The 17,581-nt window shown below is 29.9% G+C and carries 17 protein-coding genes; 15 read left to right on the top strand and 2 right to left on the bottom strand.

Annotated elements, in window-relative coordinates; genetic code table 11:
- The first annotated feature begins 1 nt into the window (after position 1).
- From RYO54_RS05975 to RYO54_RS05945, 7 genes are all read left to right on the top strand, one after another.
- Entirely contained in the window at positions 2 to 1,045 is a 1,044-nt protein-coding gene (locus tag RYO54_RS05975) for a LacI family DNA-binding transcriptional regulator (protein WP_315116683.1), read from the top strand.
- Positions 1,017 to 1,916, top strand: coding sequence for a ribokinase (gene rbsK / locus RYO54_RS05970; RefSeq protein ID WP_399549114.1), 900 nt, complete (start codon positions 1,017 to 1,019; stop codon positions 1,914 to 1,916). Before RYO54_RS05975 ends, rbsK begins: the two co-directional genes overlap by 29 nt.
- A 256-nt stretch (positions 1,917 to 2,172) precedes the next feature.
- A complete protein-coding gene (locus tag RYO54_RS05965; RefSeq protein WP_315116680.1) occupies positions 2,173 to 2,781 on the top strand; it encodes a DNA-3-methyladenine glycosylase in 609 nt (202 codons plus the stop codon).
- A 16-nt stretch (positions 2,782 to 2,797) separates the two neighbouring features.
- Entirely contained in the window at positions 2,798 to 4,042 is a 1,245-nt protein-coding gene (gene larC, locus RYO54_RS05960; RefSeq protein WP_315116811.1) for a nickel pincer cofactor biosynthesis protein LarC, read from the top strand.
- A gap of 25 nt (positions 4,043 to 4,067) precedes the next feature.
- A complete protein-coding gene (gene larE, locus RYO54_RS05955) occupies positions 4,068 to 4,886 on the top strand; it encodes an ATP-dependent sacrificial sulfur transferase LarE (RefSeq protein WP_315116678.1) in 819 nt (272 codons plus the stop codon).
- Positions 4,879 to 5,625 (top strand): nickel pincer cofactor biosynthesis protein LarB, encoded by a 747-nt coding sequence (larB, locus tag RYO54_RS05950; RefSeq protein ID WP_315116810.1) that lies wholly within the window; start codon positions 4,879 to 4,881, stop codon positions 5,623 to 5,625. The genes larE and larB overlap by 8 nt, the downstream gene beginning before the upstream one ends.
- A 23-nt stretch (positions 5,626 to 5,648) precedes the next feature.
- Positions 5,649 to 6,788, top strand: coding sequence for an ABC transporter substrate-binding protein (locus RYO54_RS05945; protein WP_315116676.1), 1,140 nt, complete (start codon positions 5,649 to 5,651; stop codon positions 6,786 to 6,788).
- An 8-nt stretch (positions 6,789 to 6,796) separates the two neighbouring features.
- Here the strand turns inward: RYO54_RS05945 and RYO54_RS05940 are convergent, their stop codons facing one another.
- Positions 6,797 to 7,921: a glycosyltransferase family 1 protein gene (locus RYO54_RS05940; protein WP_315116674.1), complete on the bottom strand. Its 1,125-nt coding sequence runs from the start codon at positions 7,919 to 7,921 to the stop codon at positions 6,797 to 6,799.
- A gap of 144 nt (positions 7,922 to 8,065) precedes the next feature.
- Here RYO54_RS05940 and RYO54_RS05935 point away from each other — a divergent pair, with 144 nt between their 5' ends.
- Genes RYO54_RS05935 through RYO54_RS05925 form a run of 3 tightly spaced genes read left to right on the top strand, consistent with a single transcriptional unit; the run spans position 8,066 to position 10,871 of the window.
- Positions 8,066 to 9,070 (top strand): CotS family spore coat protein, encoded by a 1,005-nt coding sequence (locus RYO54_RS05935; RefSeq protein ID WP_315116672.1) that lies wholly within the window; start codon positions 8,066 to 8,068, stop codon positions 9,068 to 9,070.
- Between the two features lie 20 nt (positions 9,071 to 9,090).
- Complete coding sequence (locus tag RYO54_RS05930; RefSeq protein WP_315116670.1) at positions 9,091 to 9,843, top strand: spore coat protein; 753 nt, start codon at positions 9,091 to 9,093, stop codon at positions 9,841 to 9,843.
- 11 nt (positions 9,844 to 9,854) lie between these two features.
- Positions 9,855 to 10,871: a CotS family spore coat protein gene (locus RYO54_RS05925; RefSeq protein WP_315116668.1), complete on the top strand. Its 1,017-nt coding sequence runs from the start codon at positions 9,855 to 9,857 to the stop codon at positions 10,869 to 10,871.
- 72 nt (positions 10,872 to 10,943) lie between these two features.
- Here the strand turns inward: RYO54_RS05925 and RYO54_RS05920 are convergent, their stop codons facing one another.
- The gene (locus tag RYO54_RS05920) at positions 10,944 to 12,068 is read right to left on the bottom strand and encodes a glycosyltransferase family 1 protein (RefSeq protein WP_315116667.1); all 1,125 of its coding nucleotides are present in this window, start codon (positions 12,066 to 12,068) and stop codon (positions 10,944 to 10,946) included.
- Positions 12,069 to 12,204: 136 nt separating this feature from the next.
- Between RYO54_RS05920 and RYO54_RS05915 the strand changes: the two genes are divergently transcribed.
- From RYO54_RS05915 to RYO54_RS05895, 5 genes are all read left to right on the top strand, one after another.
- Positions 12,205 to 13,209, top strand: a complete 1,005-nt coding sequence (locus RYO54_RS05915) for a CotS family spore coat protein (RefSeq protein ID WP_315116665.1) — start codon at positions 12,205 to 12,207, stop codon at positions 13,207 to 13,209.
- 109 nt (positions 13,210 to 13,318) lie between these two features.
- Positions 13,319 to 14,185, top strand: coding sequence for a sporulation peptidase YabG (gene yabG / locus RYO54_RS05910; RefSeq protein ID WP_315116663.1), 867 nt, complete (start codon positions 13,319 to 13,321; stop codon positions 14,183 to 14,185).
- A gap of 280 nt (positions 14,186 to 14,465) precedes the next feature.
- Positions 14,466 to 14,699 carry a Veg family protein gene (locus tag RYO54_RS05905; RefSeq protein ID WP_315116661.1) on the top strand — a complete coding sequence of 78 codons (234 nt, stop codon included), beginning with the start codon at positions 14,466 to 14,468 and terminating at the stop codon, positions 14,697 to 14,699.
- A gap of 361 nt (positions 14,700 to 15,060) precedes the next feature.
- A complete protein-coding gene (locus tag RYO54_RS05900) occupies positions 15,061 to 16,617 on the top strand; it encodes an SPOCS domain-containing protein (RefSeq protein WP_315116659.1) in 1,557 nt (518 codons plus the stop codon).
- A 142-nt stretch (positions 16,618 to 16,759) separates the two neighbouring features.
- Positions 16,760 to 17,578, top strand: coding sequence for a cyanophycinase (locus RYO54_RS05895; RefSeq protein ID WP_399549110.1), 819 nt, complete (start codon positions 16,760 to 16,762; stop codon positions 17,576 to 17,578).
- Positions 17,579 to 17,581: the final 3 nt, after the last annotated feature.

The following is a 17,581-nucleotide window of genomic DNA, read 5'->3' as shown; positions in this document are numbered from 1 at the left end:
AATGAGCATAACTATCAAAGATATAGCTAAAGAAGCTAATGTATCTATTGCTACGGTATCTAGGGTTATAAATAACAAAGAAGATGGTGTTAGCACAGAAACTAGGGAGAAGATATTGCACATAATGAAAAAACATAATTATATACCTAGTAGTATAGCGAGAGGATTAGTGACTAAAAAAACTAACATCATAGGTCTTATATTACCGGATATAAATAACCCCTTTTTCCCTGGAATAGTAAGAGGTGTGGAAGATGCAGCCAACGAATATGGGTATAATATTATTTTGTGTAATACAGATGATAATGAAGATAAAGAAAAAACCTATATTCAAATTTTAAAAGAGAAATGTGTAGATGGAATAATATATACTAGCACGCTATACAACAATGGAGAGAATATAAACTTGTTTCACCAATATAAGATACCTTTTGTATCAATGGATAGAAATATAAATATGGATAATGTTCCTTTTGTAGCCACAAATGGTGAAGTAGGAATGTTTAAGATAGTAGAATATCTCCTTGAAAATGGTCATACGGAAATAGCCTATATATCTGGTAAAAGAGAAGCAATGTCTAATTGGGGTAGGTTAAAAGGATATAGAAAGGCTCTTGAGAAATATGGGATACCTATAAGAGAAGAATTTATAAAATATGGAGATTATAAAATAACTGGTGGCATAAAATGTATGGAGGAGCTTTTGCAATGTGGTAATAAATTCACTGCAGTAGCATGTGAAAATGATCTAATGGCTATAGGAGCTTTGGAGGTTTTAAATAATAGAAAGATAGATGTTCCTAAAGAAGTTTCTGTGACTGGATATGACAATATTTTTTTTAGTAAAGCAACGTTCCCTAAGCTAACCACCGTATCTCAACCAACTTACCAAATGGGATATAAGGCCGTAGAACTACTAATGAAGATAATTAGAAAAGAAGAATTAAAAGAAAGAGAAATAATACTGAATACAGACTTAATAATAAGAGATTCTGTTTCAAGACGAGGTGATTTCATTGGAGATTTTAGTTATAGGCAGTATTAATATAGATTATGTATCGACTGTAGAGGAGCTTCCAAGAAAAGGGGAGACCCTTCATGCAAATTCCTTTGAGGATAGTGCTGGGGGTAAAGGCGCAAATCAAGCAGTAGCAGCGAGGAGACTTGGTGCAGAGGTATCTATGATAGGTGCTGTAGGAAATGATGTAATAGGGAAAAAGCTAAAAGAAAGTTTAGAAAAGGAAGGCATAGATGTTAGCTGTATAAACGCTGTAGATGTACCTACAGGTAATGCTCTAATAACCGTAGATAAAAATGGTGATAATACCATAGTAGTTTATTCCGGTGCAAACTTTCAACTAGACAATAAGTGGATTGATGATTCAGAGAAGTTAATAAAAAGAAGCGATATAGTTGTGCTACAGTTAGAAATACCAATGGAAACTGTTATGTATTCAGCTAAGTTAGGAAAAAAACATAATAAGATAGTTATTTTAAATCCAGCCCCAGCAAAGGAGTTACCAGAAGAAATTTATAACTATATAGACTACATAACTCCTAATGAAACGGAGCTTTATAAACTCACTGGTGTTGAAGATGATATAGAAGGAGCCTCAAGAAAATTATTAGACAGAGGTGCTAGAAATGTAGTAGTTACACTAGGAGAAAAGGGATGCTACTGTTTAGGAGAAGTAGGAGAATATGGAATAGATAGCTTTAAAGTTGAAGCTATAGATACTACCGCAGCAGGAGATTCTTTCAATGGAGCATTAGCTGTAGCTCTATGTGAAAACAAGAAAATAGAGGATGCTTTAAAGTTCGCTAATGCAGTAGGAGCTTTGACTACAACTAAAAAGGGTGCTCAGACTTCCTTGCCATACATGAAGGAAGTAGATAAGTTTATAAGTAAAAAATAATTTAAAACAAAGTATAGATAATAAGTATTATGATACTTAAGCTCTATACTTTGTTTTTTTATGAAAATCATTGCCAAAGATTTATTAAAATATTATTTTATAATAATATAAAATATAATTATAATATTAAGTAGATAGAAAATATTTAAATGCTTAAAATTAAGGAAAGGAAAATTTATTTTATAGAATAGGTAAATTAAATAATAATTAATTAATATAAAGGCATAATAACTCTATAATTGAAAGGGTGATAATGATGAAGTTGTCTAGGGATTTTTATAATAGAGATACTCTTATTGTTGCAGAGGAGTTATTAGGGAAGATATTAGTGGTAAATAAGGACAATAAAATATGTAAAGGTAAGATAGTTGAGGTAGAAGCTTATATGGGATTCATGGACAAAGCTGCTCATTCCTACAACAATAGAAGAACTAAAAGAACTGAGGTCATGTATGGAAAACCTGGATTTTCTTATGTATACTTTATCTATGGGCTTTATTATTGTATGAACGTAGTAACAAGGGAGGAAGGTATACCTCAAGCTGTCTTAATAAGGGCTGTTGAGCCATTAGAAGATATTGAAGTTATGAGTTTTAGAAGATTCAAAAGAGGCTATGATGAGTTAAGTAATAGGGAGAAAATAAATATAACCAATGGGCCTTCAAAGTTATGTATGGCTATGGGCATAGATAAAGACTTAAACGGTTTAGATTTACTAGAAGATGATATTTTTATAGAGGAGGGTATAAAAGAAAGTTTTGAGGTTTCTACGTCAAAGCGTATAGGGATAGACTATGCTGAGGAGGCCAAAGACTATCCTTGGAGATTTTATATTAAAGGAAATAAATATGTATCAAAAAAATAGAAAGGGTAGATTTAATATGAGAGTTTTATATTATGATTGCTTTTCGGGCATTAGTGGAGATATGAATCTAGGGGCTATGATAGACCTAGGGGTGGATGCAGATTATCTTTTAGAAGAGTTAGATAAAATGCATTTACATGGTTATCGTATAGAGGTAAAAAAAGATGAAAGAAAAGGTATAACTGGTACTAAAGTAAATGTTATTCTAGAAGATCATCATCACGATCATATTCATGGACATGTTCATGAACATAATGATGGACATCAGCATGAACATATACATAGACATGAGGAAGATGGTGGAAGTCATCATCATAGAAATTTAAAAGATATAGAGGAAATAATCTATAATAGTAAGTTAAATCCGAGAGTAAAAGAATTAAGCATGAAGATATTTGAAAAGGTAGCAGAAGCTGAGGCTAAGGTTCATGGAAAGGATTTGTATGATGTTCATTTTCATGAAGTTGGAGCTGTGGATTCTATTGTAGATATAGTTGGCGCAGCTATTTGTTATGATTATTTAAATGTAGATAAGGTTATTTCTGCTCCAATAGAATTAGGCAAAGGTTTTGTAAATTGTGCACATGGAACCTTCCCAGTACCAGCACCAGCTACCATGGAGATATTAAAAGGAATACCTGTTAAAAAAGGGACTATACCTTTTGAAGCTACAACTCCTACAGGAGCTGCAATACTAGCTACATTAGTTTCAGAATACAAAGAAGATTTAAGTTTTAATATTAATAAGATTGGATACGGCATAGGATTTAAAGATGAAGGAAATATTCCTAATGTACTTAGAGTTTTTCTAGGGGAAGTTCAATATAACCAAGATGTATATGTACTTGAATGTAACATTGACGATATGAATCCTGAGGTATATCCATATGTAATGGACAAGCTAATGAAAGCAGGAGCATTAGATGTATATTTAACTCCAACGATTATGAAAAAAGGAAGACCAGGGATTAATTTATCAATGTTATATAGCATTGAAAGTGAAGAGAAAGTAAAAAATTTAGTGTTAAAAGAAACAACCACATTAGGGTTTAGAAAATATAGAGTTCAGAGAGAGTGTCTTAATAGAAGTATAGAGCATATAGATACCCCTTACGGTGAAATTAAAGTTAAAAGTGCTTATTTAAATGGTGAAAAGGTGAAATGCAAACCAGAATATGAAGATGTAAAATCTATGGCAGAAAAAGAAGGGATATCTTTTAATAAAGTGTATAATAGTGTTTTAAAAGAATTAAACAAATAAATTTATTAATTCTGAGGTGACATTAATGGGTAAAGATAGTAAGTATGAAAATTTAATTGAATATTTGAAAGGATTAGAAAAGGTTGCTATAGCATTTTCAGGAGGAGTAGATAGCAATTTCTTGCTTAAAGTTTCTCAAGAGGCATTAGGAGACAAGGTAGTAGCTATAACGGTAAAAGCACCATATATTCCCAAAAAAGAAATAAAGGAAGTAAAGGAAATTGTTAAAATTAGTGGTGTAGAACATTATTTTTTAGAAATGCCATTAGAAGATCTTATTAAAAATAATCCTGAGGATAGATGTTATATTTGTAAAAAGGCTGTGTTTAATAAAATTATGCTTCTTGCAAAGGATAAAGGTGCTAAATATGTATTAGACGGAACTAATTTTGATGACACAAAAGAATATAGACCTGGTATGAAGGCATTGGAGGAGCTTAATATAAAAAGTCCTCTTAAAGAACTAGGTTTTAAAAAAGAAGAAATTAGGCAATACTCAAAAGAGTTAAAATTAAATACTTGGAATAAACCTTCTTATGCGTGTCTTCTATCTAGAATTCCTTATGGAAAAGAGATATCCTTTGAGGAACTTGAAAGAATTGAAAAAAGTGAAGAGTTTTTACAACAAATAGGATTTAATGGCGCTAGAGTAAGAAGCTATGGAGAAATGGCTAGAATAGAAGTGTATAAAAATCAGATAGGCGAGTTTTTTGAGGAGAAAATTTTAAACATGGTAGTCTCAAAATTAAAGCTATTAGGATACAAATATGTAACTGTTGATTTAGAGGGATATAGAAGTGGTAGTATGGATAGCAATATAAAGGATGGAAATAATAATGAATGAGAAAGAGATAAAGGAGTTATTGATCGATATAAAGGAAAATAGAATATCTTTAGAAGATGGAGTAAAAGCCTTTAAAGAACTTCCTTTTAAAGATTTAGGATTTGCTAAAATTGATAACCATAGAGAGATTAGAGTAGGCTATCCAGAAGTTATATATTGTGGGGGGAAGACTACAGAACAGGTGAAAGCCATTATAAAATTTATGATGACGAAAGAAAATAATATATTAGCTACTAGGGCAACAGAGGAAATGTTTTATGAAGTAAGGGACATTTGTAAAGAAGCTGAATATCATGAGGAAGCAAAGATTATAAGGGTAATGAAAAATAAGCCTGAAAGTCCAGATTCATACATTGCTGTGGTAGCAGCAGGAACTTCAGATATTTCTGTATGTGAAGAAGCAGCTATTACGGCAGAAACTTTTGGAAATAAGGTAGAGAGAATTTATGATGTTGGAGTGGCCGGTATACATAGATTGTTTGATAAGTTGGATATAATAAGAGGAGCTAAGGTTGTTATTGTAGTAGCAGGTATGGAAGGAGCTCTTGCAAGTGTTGTAGGTGGATTAGTAGATAAGCCAATTATAGCTGTACCTACTAGTGTGGGATATGGAGCTAATTTCAATGGTTTGGCTGCTCTTTTATCAATGCTTAATAGTTGTGCTTCAGGAGTTAGTGTTGTAAATATAGACAATGGATTTGGAGCTGGTTATAGTGCTAGTATGATTAACAAACTATAAATATATATTTAAGGGTGAAAAGTATGAACAATAAGAATCTGACCAAGTACTTAATTATCATATTAATGTTTAATATTTTTTTTGTAGCCTGTGATAATAAGGAGCCTTCTAATGGATTTAATAAAAGGTTGAGAGGAAAGGTTAATATTGTAGTACCAAAAGAGAGGGAAAATTATGTAAAGAAGTTTTCTCAGGAATTCATAAAATATTTTCCAAATGTAACTTTTAACATTAGGGTAGAAGAAGATGTTTATGATAATTTTGATGATTTCCTAAATGAAAAGGGAAAAGATAAGAGCAATATTATAATTATGGAAAATAAATATGCTCCATACATATTAAAAGAAAATCAAGATGAACTTTTTAATATATCTTCAATTCTAACTCCATATAAAGATAATTATTATAAAGAAGATATTAGAAAACTTTCTGTAAACAATGGCATTTATGGTTTACCTTTAGATAGAAAGCCTTATTATATGATATACAGGAAAGAAATATTTGAAAAAAGCAAAATAAATATTGAAGATATAAGAACCTGGCAAGATTTTATAGATAAATGTAAACTCATAAATAAAAAAAATAAGAATAATTATAAATTTATATGGGAAGAAAGTGAAAATGAGATTTATAATGTATTATTAAGCCAATTAGCTGGAAGGGGTTATTATTTAGAAGAGAGTAGTAACCTATCATCTTCCGATATTTTAAAAGTTAAAAATACTATTGAAATCTTTAAGAAGGAAGATGTTGTAACGAGGGAAAATTTAATAGATGAAATAAGAAATGGAAAATTAGCTGCCACCATAGTAGATATAAATCATATAAATCAAATTATGAAGGAAGTTCCTGAGATGAGTGGAAAGTGGGTAGTTAGTAAAGTGCCTTCCTTTGAAATAGGCGGAAATAGAGAAATATCTTTAGATGGATATAGTGCTTTTGTCCCAAAGGATACACATAATAAGGAACTAGTTTTAACTTTCATGGAGTTTATGATAGCCAATGAAAAACTTCAACAGGAATTATTGCTTAACCAAGGTATATTTCCTGCCAATATAAACGCTTATAAGTGGGAAGAATTAAATAAAACAGTAGAATATTATAATAATATTAAGTTGTGGCTTATGGCTGCAAATACAGAAAAGCTTCTCAGGGTAAAATGAGAAGCTTTTTATATATCATTGTATGTTTTATTGTAAGCATCTAAGGTTTTTCTTGCAGTTTCATTCCAAGAAAATAAAGAAGCTCTTTTTATGGCCTTTTCTTTTATTGAATTTTGAAAGCCTATGTCTCCTAAGATTTTTTCAATGTTTGTTTCTAAACATTTTTCATCATAAGGGTCAATTAAAATTCCGCCATCTTCAACTACTTCCGGTATTGATGATAGATTTGAAGATATAACGGGAGTTCCACAACTCATGGCTTCTAGAGGAGGAAGTCCAAAACCTTCATATAAAGAAGGATAAACAAATAAATCACATCCATTATAAAATAAAGGAAGATGAGATTCAGGAACAAAACCTGTAAATACAATATGATTTTTTATATTCATGGAGACACTCATATTAAGTAATGCTTCACCACTATCTTTATTAGCACCTACAATCACGAGTTCGTATTCCTCATTTAGTTTATTAAATACCTTAGAAAAGGTGTTTATAAGAGAATGGACATTCTTTCTAGGGCTGAAGCCTCCTATATATAATATAAAGGGTTTAGTAATATTATAGAATTTTTTAAGATCATATTTACACTTATCTTTATCCATAGGTTTATACTTAGAATCTGCAGCTAAAGGAGTTACAAAAATTTTTTCAGGATCAAATTTAGGAAAAAATTTAGTTATATCTTTTTTAGACCATTCGGATACAGTCAATATGGCATTGCAGTTGTCGATTAAAGCAGGCAATTCTTTTAAAAACTTATTTAGATATCCCTTTCCTACAGTTTCAGGCATTACATAAGGAATTAGGTCATGAATAGTAATAATTCTTTTACAGGTAGTATCTCTATGCAAACCAATGCCATTTTGAGGAACATGATATAAATCTATACCTTCAGTAGATATACTATTTGGAAAATAATAATCCTCAAAGAAGTTTTTATTTTTTTTAGAGGTAAGAGTTATCTTTGAATTATTTTTTTTATATTCATCATGATTTTCTCCCCACCAATATATATGGTAATAGTTATCTTTATCAATGTTTAGCAAGCATCTTAATAAATTTTCTGTATAAGTTCCAATTCCAGTTCCTTTGTAAAAGTTAATTCCTCTAGCGTCAACACCTATTTTCATTTAATTCCCTCCTTAAAAACAGGGCAGGTTATAAAAGGTTATATATTATTAATATTATATATAGTTGGAAAATGTGTCATTTAGCACATACAAAGGAAATTTTACATATAATACAATTATAAGTAATTTCGAGGAGGAGAAACCTTGAATGAAGAACAAATAAAGATGAGGATCGAAGAAGAGTATTCTATTAAACCTCGTGAAGTAGAAAAAGTAAAAAATGTTTATAAGATAATAACTGAGAAAGAGAAATATTGTCTCAAAGTAATTAAATACGAAGTAAGTCACTTTCTGTTTATATTATCTGCTATTAAACATCTTCAAAAAAATGATTTTCAGAACACACCTAAGATTATTAAAAATATAAAAGCGCAAGATTATATTAGCCTGGGGAATAAGTATGCTTATTTAACTCCATGGGTGGAGTCAAGAGCATGTAATTATGATAATCCAATGGAATTAAGACTAGCATCAAATAGACTTGCAGAGCTCCACTTAAAAAGCCAGGGGTTTAATATAACATCAGATATGAAACCTAGAGTAGGGTGGTTTAATTGGTTTGAAAATTTTTCTAATAAGAAGAGAGATATATTAGACTTTAAAAATATAATAGAGAATAAGGATGAAAAAACTTATTTTGATCTTTTATATTTAAAACATATAGAAGAAGAGATAAAAAGGATAAACAAATCACTAGAGGATTTAATGGCAAGTAAGTATTTTCTAAAAATGAAAGAAGAAATAATTAAAAAAGGTTTTTGCCACCATGATTATGCTCATCATAATGTTCTTATAGATGAGGAAGGAAGCACAAATATAATAGATTTTGATTACTGTATTCTAGATACTCATTTACATGACTTAAGTAGCTTAATTGTAAGAGTTATGAAGAATGGTAAATGGGATATATTTAATTCTATCCATATCTTAGATAGTTACAGCTCAGTGTATCCAATAAATAAAGATGATATAGATATTATGGCTGCATTTATAGAATTTCCTCAAGCCTTTTGGCAGTTAGGTATACAATATTATATTGAGAAGCAACCTTGGGAGGAAGGGGTATTTGTAAATAGACTAAATAAGGTATGTGAGGATAAAAGCTCAAGACAAGAATTTGTAGATGAATTTAAAAATATTAAGTATTAATTAATACTGGGGGTAATTTTATGATAATAGGAAATACCTTTGAGCATTACTTAATATCCAAAGGTATAGATGTAGTAGACCAAATTAATTTTGATCTAAAGAGTAAGGAAGTAACTGAAGAAATGCTACTAGAGCAGATAAAAATAATAAATGAATTTCATAAAAGCGTGAAAGGAAGTACTACTGGAGTAAAGGAAAGATTGGACAGTAGAGCGGGAAGAGTGGTAGAAAGTTTTAAGGTAAATATAAAGAAATTAAAAAGAGATATGGATAGATTTAAAGAAGAAGGAGCAAGTAATCTATTTGAAGAAATAATTCTATACAAGGGTGATGATTATATAAAAAGAGGAGAAGAAGTTATAAAGATTATATATGAAAATGAATATTATGATTTAATACTAAGAAGTATGAAAAATAAAGAGATTTGCTTAGATGACGTTGATTTTAATAATTTAGCTAAAGAATCAAAGGTGCAAGTGAAAAATATTAAAAAAAGCAGTTATAATATGGTAGAGATAGATTGTTATAATTTACTTTACAAATATAAGAAAAAGGGATTGGATGTAAATTTCAAAAAATTAGTTGAGGAATTTTGTGAATTAGAAGGATTGAAAGATAATAGTTATCAATTCATAATTGCATGTTTATCCTTCCCTTATGAAGTTACAAGACAATGTAGTAATTACAGATTAAAGAAAAAAGATCTTAGAGATGATGAATATATACTAAAATTACAGAAGGCTATTATTCAGGACTCTATGAGTTTATTATAGAGGTGATATTTATGAAAGATATGTATAAGGATATAGATTACTTAATTAAGTATGATTTAGATATAAATCTTTTTACTAAATTTAACCTAGAACCATATGATATATATCCAATAAGAAGTATATTTATAGTAAGTACTGATAAGGGAGACAAAATATTAAAAAAAATAGATTATAGTAAGGATGAATTATTATTTATCTATGAAGGGCTTAATTATATAAGAGATAAATTTGACAGAGTTATGAAATTCAATAAAACAGTAGATGGGGATATATATGCTTTATGGAATGGCGAAATGTATTGCATGATAGATATATTTGAAGGGAGGGAGTGTGATTACTCAAATCCAATTGATATATTTACTGTAGCTAAAGGATTAGGAGAATTACACTTAGCCTCATCAGGATTTAATTTGCAATTAGATAATAGAGTTAACTCTGGAAAGATGATAAATAAATTTAATAGAAGACTAAAAGAGATGGAGGTCTTTAAAACTATAGCTAATTTAAGCGAATATAATGGGGAGTTTGATAAGATCTTTTTAGAAAATATTGACCATTATATAGAGGAAATTAAAAGGAGTATTAAATTATTAGAGGCATCATCTTATTATAAATTATGTGAAGAGGGGGATAAGGTTATATTATGTCATCATGATTTAGCCTATCATAACGTAATTATAAAAAATAACGAAGCATATTTTATAGATTTTGATTATGCTATAGTGGATTTAAAGGTACATGATATATGTAATTTTATCAACAAGGTATTAAAGAGTTCCGCCTATGACATTGAAAAAGGGAAAAAAATTATAGGGGAATATACAAAGGTTAATCCCATAGATAAAAGAGAGATGACTGTATTATATGGATTACTAACTTTCCCACAAGATTTCTACAGTGTAAGCAGAGATTATTACACGAGAAGAAAAGATTGGCCAGAAGAAACGTTTATAAATAAGATTAAGAAAAAGACAGAGATTGAGGAATTTAGAATAGAATTTTTAAAAGAATTTGAAGAACTATTATAATATAAGCTGCCTTATCTAGGCTCTGGTGTTGTATTAATACAGCATCAGAACTTATCTAGGGCAGCTTATATTTTATGAATTGAGTATTTTGTTATATGCTATTAAAGTATTTTTAGCAGTATTACCCCAGTTTAATTCAGAAGCCCTAATAAGGCCTTTTAGTGATAGATCTTCTTTCAACTCATTATTAGTAAGTACATCATACATAGAGCTGCATAGCTGATCAACGTTTTTAGGATGAACTAATAGAGCAGCATCTCCTGTGACTTCAGGAATTGAAGTAGAATTAGAGGCTATTACAGGAGTACCACAGGCCATAGCTTCAACTGGAGGTAGACCAAAACCTTCGTAAAAAGAAGGATAAACAAATAACTCACATCCATTGTATAATGATGGCATGTGTTCTAATGGTATGAAACCTGGGAAGATTACTTTATTTTCAATGCCTAAGTCCTCACAGCGTTTTTTGTATATAGAATAAGATTGGCCTTGCTTGCCAGCTATAATCAACTTTAAGTCTCTTTTGTATATGTTTAAAAGTTTACTAAAGGCGTCTATAAGTCCAACTATGTTTTTTCTAGGACTAAATCCACCTACATATAATATATATTCGTCATCGATGGAATAGTGCTTTTTAATAAGTTCCTTGCTAAGCTTTTTTTCCATTGGATGATATATATTTTCACTTGCTAGATGGGTTACATATATTTTTTCTTTTGGAAAATTAAAAGCCTCCAGTATATCCAGTTTAGAGTGATTTGATACAGTAATTATTCCATCGCACATTGAAACTATTTCTGGAAGGGTTTCATTAAAAAGTTTTAAATATCTTTCGCTAGAGGTTTCGGGCATTTTGTAAGGTATTACGTCGTGAAGAGTCATTACAAAGGAGCATTTTTTATCTAAAGGCAGACCTATTCCGTTTTGAGGTACGTGGTATAAATCCATATCGTTACCCTTTAATATATTAGGGATATTTACCTCATCCCAGAAATTTTTTTTGCAGTTTTCTGTGATTTGAGCAATAGTGAAATTAGGCTTGAAATTAATATTGTTACTACAATGCTCAGGTAAGAAGACCATATAGTTATTTACGGAATCTATATTATTAATGTGATTAATTAGCTGATAAGTATAGGTGCCTATACCAGTTCCCCTATACCAATTTGCAGCTCTTCCATCTATTCCTATTTTCATTAGGCTATCCCTTTCCTAAACTAATCATAATTTATTATATTAACCATTGCAAAAAAGTGTTAATAAAATAAGAATATGACAACATATCTTCTAAAATTATCATGTAATACATATAAATTATAAGGAGGTGATTACTATGATGAGAGAGTTTGAAATAGAAAGACAATTTGATATCAAAATTGAAAACTTAAAGCCTAATAAAGGTGTGTATTTATTAAAAACAAACAGAGGACCAAAATGTTTGAAAAGAATAAACTATGGCATTCAAAAATTATTGTTTGTGTATGGAGCCAAAGAACATTTAATAGCAAATGGATTCCCAAGAGTGGATAAATATCATTTAAACATAGATGGACATCCTTATGCCATAGTAAATGAAGATATATATACTCTATCTCAGTGGATAGAAGGAAGAGAAGCAGATTTTAGGAGTAAAGAGGATTTAATAATGGCAGCGGAGAATTTAGCATATCTTCATATTTCCTCGAAGGGATATGAACCACCTGAAAATAGTAAACTGAAGTCTGACTTGGGAAGATGGCCTAATCTAATGGAAAAAAGAGTGAAATCTTTAGACAAGATGAGAGATATGTGTAGAAAGAGAAATAACAAAACAAAATTTGATATGAACTATATAAAAAGCCTTCAATTTTATAAAAATATAGGTAGAAGAGCCATAACCGTATTAAATGATTCAGAATATAACGAACTGTGTATGATAGCAGAAGAAGAAAAAAGCTTTTGCCATCATGATTATACTTATCATAACATAATAATTGATGAGAATAAGGATATTAATGCTATAGACTTCGATTATTGTAAAAGAGAAATAAGAGTGTATGATATATATTCATTTATGACTAAAGCTCTAAAGAGAGTGGACTGGGATATAGAATATGCTAATTTAATTTTAGATGCTTACAATAAAATATATCCACTTCAAGATTGTGAATATAGGGTATTATTTGCATTTTTATTATTCCCTCAGAGATTTTGGAGATTATCTAATAGATATTATTATAATGAAGTAAATTGGCCTTCCAATACATTTAGTAATAAAATGGAGGAATTAATAGCTGAACAAAATAATTATATGGCATTTATCGAAAAATTTAAAAACATGTACGATCAAAAGGAATAATCAATAAAGCATGCAATACTTTATGAGTAAAGCATGCTTTGATTTTTGCACGCAAATTTATACATTAACATATTATGTAACATAAGTTTTTATAAGTGGAGAGGATTTTATGGATATAGGAGATATAGTAGTAAGAAGATCCTATGATAGGGATATTACCTTTAAAGTAATAGATATTAAAGAAACAAGTGAGGGAAATATCTATATATTAAAGGGAATAAATTTAAGAATAATTGCGGATTCTTTAGAAGAAGATTTAGAATTAGTAGATAGAAATACTTGTAGTGATTATGAGGAAGTATTTAATAGAAAAGTAAATACTTCTATAAAAAAAATATTGCTTGATAGAACTGGCATAGATATAAGAAATCTAAATAGGTCTGTATCTATAAATGAAAAAAAAGACTTATCTTTCGGAAGACCAGGGAAAATACTACATGTTGATGGTGATGCGGAATATTTAGAAGTATGCTTAAAGGTTTATAAGCAACTGTCTTTGGATGCGATTGGGAAAATAATTAAAGAAAATGAACAGCCAAAACAAATAGTGAATATAGTAAAAGCAGTTAAACCTGATATTGTAATCATAACCGGTCATGATGGAGTACTTAAAGATACTAAAGACTTTATGGATTTAGATAACTATAAAAATTCTAGACACTTTGTAGAAGCTGTAACGGAGCTAAGAAATTATGAACCGGGATATGATAACTTAGTCATATTTGCAGGCGCTTGCCAGTCCCATTATGAAGCGATATTAGATGCAGGTGCTAATTTTGCCAGTTCTCCTAGTAGAGTACTTATACATTGCTTAGACCCTGTATTTATATGTGAAAGAATAGCCTACACAAACATAGAAAAAGTCGTAGCAATAAAAGAAGCGCTGCAAAACACTATTAGTGGAGCAAAAGGCGTTGGAGGACTTCAGACAAGAGGTAAGTATAGGGAAGGATTTCCTAAATCTAAGTATTCTTAAAAAATTGCGGAGCAATATTTATTGCTTCGCAATTTTTATTGTGGAAATAATATTATAACTTCCCAGTTATTCAAGGAAACTTGAATAATTATGAAAATTATAGGTAATAATAAACTAAGAGAAGATATTCAATATTAAACAATGTAAACCTTTAAAAATATTTATAAATTGGCAAATATAAATGTTGACAAATTATAAATTTAGATATAAAATTAAAAGTTTAGTTGACTTATTTTAAATTTTAATATATAATATAATAGGTGGAAAGAGGGTGTTTGTTGTGGAAAGAGGAAATGTATTGGCTGCTATAAGAAGAGATATAGAAAGCCATGTTGGAGAAACTGTAACTCTTAAAGCAAATGGGGGAAGAAGAAAGACCCTTGTAAACAAGGGGACAATAGAAAAAACATACCCCAGCATATTTGTTATCAGATTAGATAATGACACCCAAAGGACAGTGACATATAGTTATTCTGATGTATTAACAAAGACGGTTCAATTAGTTTATGCATAATAAAAAGCAGTACTTTACAGTACTGCTATTTCACTTTTTATGCAAATTATAATATAAACAAAAAAAGAAAGATGGTAAAAAGCCATCTTTCAACTATGGTATAAAAGGGTATTGAGAATTTATGAGAGGTTATATGGTCAACAACCAATTTTAATAATACGACAAAATAAGATATATGTCAACAATATTTATGGTGGCTCCATCCCCTGTTATAATGCTATTTAAATAATATGAAATATTATGTTCTAAAAACTTTAAATATTTATATCTATATAAGGTATAAATATTTAAAGTTTAATCATATTTCCTTCTTTTTGATTATATAAATAAATAGTAGGTTTATATAGGAGGGAAAAGAAGCATGGGTATAGAGCTTATTAGAGAGAATATAGAATGTGAACAATTACTAGGACAAAACTCAATGGATACGGTTATCAAAGCTGAATATGTAATACCAGATACTCATCCGGATATAACTAAGATATTATCTGTAGATGCTAGGCCTTTTATAATTAGCAAAGAAACCATGAAAGACAAAGTGTATTTGGAGGGACAAGTAGAATATAATGTAATTTATTTAGCGAAAGAAGAAGAAAAAATGGGTGTCCATGGCATTACTTACATTGGAAAGTTTTCAAATTATATTGAAGTGTCCGGAGCAGAACATAAAATGAATTGCCAATGTGAATGCTATGTTGAACATATGGATAGTAATATAATACATGAAAGAAAAATAGGAGTAGAAGGAGTAATAAAATTAAGAGCAGAAGTATATAAAAACTATAACTTTGATATTGTAAAAGATATAGAGGATAATTTTGATGCTCAAATGCTTAAAAATCCCATAGAAATAGACAAAATTGTTGGGAATGTAGATTCTGATATGATAGCAAAACGTAATGTTAAAATTCCAGCTGACAAACCGGAGATAGGAAACATACTTAGATGTGATGTAAAAGTACGTAAGAGAGATGCAAGAGTATTGGAAAATAGAGTGTCCATAGAAGCGTCAGTACTGATTATTCTATTATATAGAGGGAAAGATACGAGAGATATTGTGTCGATCCAAGAGGAGGTACCTATTTCTAAGGATGTTGAATTTGATGGAATTAATTCACTAATGGAGAATTATACTGAATTTAAAGTAGATTCCACACAGATGAATATTAAAGAAGATGATTTAGGTGAAAATAGGGAAATAGAAGTTGAGTCAGTAATTAAAACTGAAACAAAGATAATGCATAAAGAAGAAATGGATATGATAGAGGATATATACTCTCCTTCTGCAATTATGAATATCAAGAAAAATGATTACAATTTAAATGTAATGCATGGTCAAACTTCAACAGAATCCATAGTTAAAGGTGATATTGAAGTAGAAGGGGCAAGACCTATTGAAATAGTTATGTGTTCAGGAAGAGTTTGTATTACGGATAAGAGAATAGTGGAAGATAAAGTTATAGTAGAAGGAGTATTGAATTCAGATATTTTGTATAAAACAAGGGATGAAGATAATTATATTTCCGGTGTATCAGAGGAAATACCTTTTTCATGCTCAGTAGATATTCCAGGATGCAAAATAAACATGGATAGCATTGCTAGAGTATTTCTAGAAAATATTGAGGCAGATATTGAAGCGAGCAATATAGTTATAAAAGGTTTAGTAAAAGTTTATGTTAAAGTAAACTACGTGATGCCTAAAGAATTTTTAATTGAAATATCTCCAATAGAAGGAAAGCTTCCAGAAAAGAAGGCCAGTGTTACTATATATATAGTTCAACCTGGAGATACTTTATGGAAGATAGCGAAGAAATACTCTACTACAGTGGAGGATTTAGTAAAGATAAATAATATTGAAAATATGGATTATATAAAACCAGGTGAGAAGTTAATAATACCTGGAAGGGCTTCATTATAATTTATTTAAAGTCTGTAGCGTAAAACTACAGGCTTTTTTATTGATAAATGTATTAATAAATAAAAGAGCGTAGGTTATTCTTTTACATGTTTAATATTAAAGTGTATATTACTCGTGAAATTGGAAAAAATATAGAATACTTATGACAAAGGGGTGCTTACGCTTGGAAGATAAGTTAAACGGGAATTTAATAATAATAGGTGGTGCAGAAGATAAAAATGGAGAAAAAAGTATATTAAAGGAAGTTTGTGGCAAGATTGATAAAGATAAAGAAGAACTAGTAGTAGCCACAGTAGCATCTGGGAATCCCGAGGAGAAGGGATCGCAATACTGTAAAATCTTTGGTGATTTAGGTGTGAAAAATATCTCTGTACTCAATGTAAGAGAAAGGAAGGATGCTTTTAATATTAATAATATAGAACTAATTAAGAAAGCTTCTATAGTATTTTTTACAGGAGGAGATCAGTTAAGGATAACTAGCTTATTAGGAGGGACAGATCTTTTCAAAACAATCATGGATAGGTATAAGGCTGGATGTATATTTGTTGGTACTTCTGCTGGAGCTTCAGTTATGAGTGACACTATGATTGTTTCTGGACCTAACGATGAATCCCCCAGAAAATGCACCTTGAAAATGGCACCAGGGTTAGGACTTATTAAAGATGTTATAATAGATCAACATTTTGCTCAGAGGGGAAGAATAGGTAGATTACTGGTAGGTATTGCAGAAAACCCTCAGAGCATTGGTATAGGTATAGATGAAGATACTGCAATTGTTGTAAATAGTGAAGCGCAATTTAGAGTAATAGGTTCTGGAGCAGTATATCTTATCGATGGGAGAGATATTACTTATACAAATGTTTCTGAGCAGAATCAAGAGGAAGTATTATCTATATTTAATATAAAAATGCATGTTTTAAAAAAAGACGATAAATTTGATTTAAACAGGAGGATACCTTAAAAA

This window comes from uncultured Clostridium sp., from assembly GCF_963515715.1.
In the GTDB taxonomy this organism is placed as follows: Bacteria; Bacillota; Clostridia; order Clostridiales; family Clostridiaceae; genus Clostridium_AW.
The sequence above is the reverse complement of the archived record's forward strand: the minus strand, read 5'-3'. Positions and strand labels throughout refer to the sequence as shown.